Source organism: Streptomyces sp. BK79, assembly GCF_044142145.1.
GTDB lineage: Bacteria > Actinomycetota > Actinomycetes > Streptomycetales > Streptomycetaceae > Streptomyces.
Map to the genome: position 1 here is coordinate 1 of NZ_JBHVOC010000070.1, position 1,871 is coordinate 1,871.

2 protein-coding genes are annotated in these 1,871 nt (G+C 69.6%); one reads left to right on the top strand and one right to left on the bottom strand.

Annotated elements, in window-relative coordinates; genetic code table 11:
• Positions 1-222: 222 nt before the first annotated feature.
• Positions 223-870, bottom strand: coding sequence for a TetR/AcrR family transcriptional regulator (locus ACFIF2_RS35785; protein WP_395577468.1), 648 nt, complete (start codon positions 868-870; stop codon positions 223-225).
• A gap of 148 nt (positions 871-1,018) precedes the next feature.
• Here ACFIF2_RS35785 and ACFIF2_RS35790 point away from each other — a divergent pair, with 148 nt between their 5' ends.
• On the top strand, positions 1,019-1,777 hold the full coding sequence (locus ACFIF2_RS35790) for an SDR family NAD(P)-dependent oxidoreductase (protein ID WP_395577469.1): 759 nt from the start codon (positions 1,019-1,021) through the stop codon (positions 1,775-1,777).
• Positions 1,778-1,871 lie beyond the last annotated feature (94 nt).

Here is a 1,871-nt window from a genome sequence, read left to right on the forward strand (position 1 = left end):
GCGCGGCCAGCACCGTCAGGCTGGAAGAGGCTCAGTGTCTGGCCCCCATGCCCGTGCCGCGCCACGGCACCGCCGAGGTGACGATCGGGGACACCGTCTACATTCCCGGCGGCGGCACGGCCGCCGCCGGGGGCCCCGTCACCGTGCATCACGCCTACAGGCCGCCTCGGCCCTGGCCGGCAACTCCACACGCCCCACCCCCGGAAGGTGGCGCCGGAGTCCTCAGGAGTGCTGCGGGTCGGCGGTGCTGCGGCCGTAGCGGGCGAGCATCGTCGTGACCGCCTCGTCGACGGCGTGGCCGACGTCGGCAGGTGCAGGGCTCCAGTCGGCGAGCAGCATCCGCGGCCACAGGACGTAGTTGGCGATCATTCCGAGGAACTGGTTGGTGGCGCTCTCCGCGTCGGGTACCACCGCGTTGCCCGCGGCGTGCTGGGCCTCCAGGTAGTGCTGGACGGAGATGAAGTAGGGCAGCTTGCCCAGCTCGAACTGAGCCCGTCCCAGTTCCGGGAAGCGCGGCAGTTCGGCGATGACGATGCGGAAGAGGGCCGCCATCGCGGGCCGGCCGATCAGGTCGGCGTACTGGCGGCCGATCGCGCTCAGGCCGGCGCGCAGGTCACCGGGCTGCGTCGCAGGCGCCGCCGGGTCCGGACCACCCTTCCAGTACTCGGTGACGATCGCTTCGAAGAGCGCCGCCTTGGTGGGGAACTGCTTGAACAGCGTCGACTTCGAGACGACTGCTTCCTGCGCGATCTTCGCCAGCGAGGTCCCGTCATAGCCCCGTTCCAGGAACAGCCTCGTGGCCGCTGCGGTGATCGCCTCGCGCTTGCGCTGAGCGAGTCGCTGATGGTGCGCGGAGAGTCCTGCGGTCATGGGCCCAGTATGACCCATCCCGAGGCGAGTCACTTGACTCGCCACTGCGCAGATGTTTACGTGAAAGGGAGGCGAGTCGCACGACTCGCATTCGGTCGACGGGAGCACTCCCGTCGGCGTCCTTCCGTTCTCGCATGGAGAAGCACTCATGGAGACAGGCAAGATCGCATTGGTGACCGGCGGCAATCGCGGGCTGGGCCGAGCCACGGCCCAGTCGCTGGCCCGGCACGGGCTGCGCGTCATCGTCACCTACCGCGGCGACGCTCAGGAGGCCGAGGAGACGGTCAAGAACGTCCAGGAAATCGGCGCCACGGCCGCCGCACTGCAGCTGGACATCAGCGACGTGGCTTCCTTTCCCGCCTTCGTCTCCCACCTGGCCGCGCAGTTGGAGCGCTGGGACGCGACCCGGCTGGACGTCCTGGTCAACAACGCTGGGGTCGGGCTGTTCGGACCACTCGAAGCGGTCACGGCCGACGACTACGACGCGGTGATGGACACCAATGTGCGCGGCACGTTCTTTCTCATCCAGGCGCTTGCACCCGTGCTGGTCGACGGGGGGCGGATCATCAACGTCTCCTCCTCTCTCAGCCGCCACACCAGTGCCGGCACCTCGGTCTATTCGGCCTCCAAGGCGGCGGTCGAGGCCCTCAGCCGGACATTGGCCGTGGAGCTGGGGGCACGCAAGATCCGCGTCAACGCCATCGCGCCGGGGCCGACCGCCACCGACTTCAACGGCGGCGCCATGCGGGACGACGCGCAGATGCGTGAGGGCCTGAGCGCGCAGACCGCGCTCGGCCGTGTCGGCGAACCGCACGAGATCGGCGACGCCATCGCCGCGCTCGCCTCCGAGGACCTGCGATGGGTCACCGCCCAGCGCCTCGAAGTGTCCGGCGGCGTCCTGCTGTAGGTACCCTCGCCCGCCCCGTGTGTCCCGCCCCTCACCTGGCAGAACCGGGAGGTGGCACAGTGAGCCTTTTCCAGCCTGACGGTGCCGGCCGCGT

Excerpts from the sequence above, each read along its gene's own strand:
- ACFIF2_RS35785 (WP_395577468.1), bottom strand. The coding sequence starts at position 870 with ATGACCGCAGGACTCTCCGCGCACCATCAGCGACTCGCTCAGCGCAAG.
- ACFIF2_RS35790 (WP_395577469.1), top strand. The coding sequence starts at position 1,019 with ATGGAGACAGGCAAGATCGCATTGGTGACCGGCGGCAATCGCGGGCTG.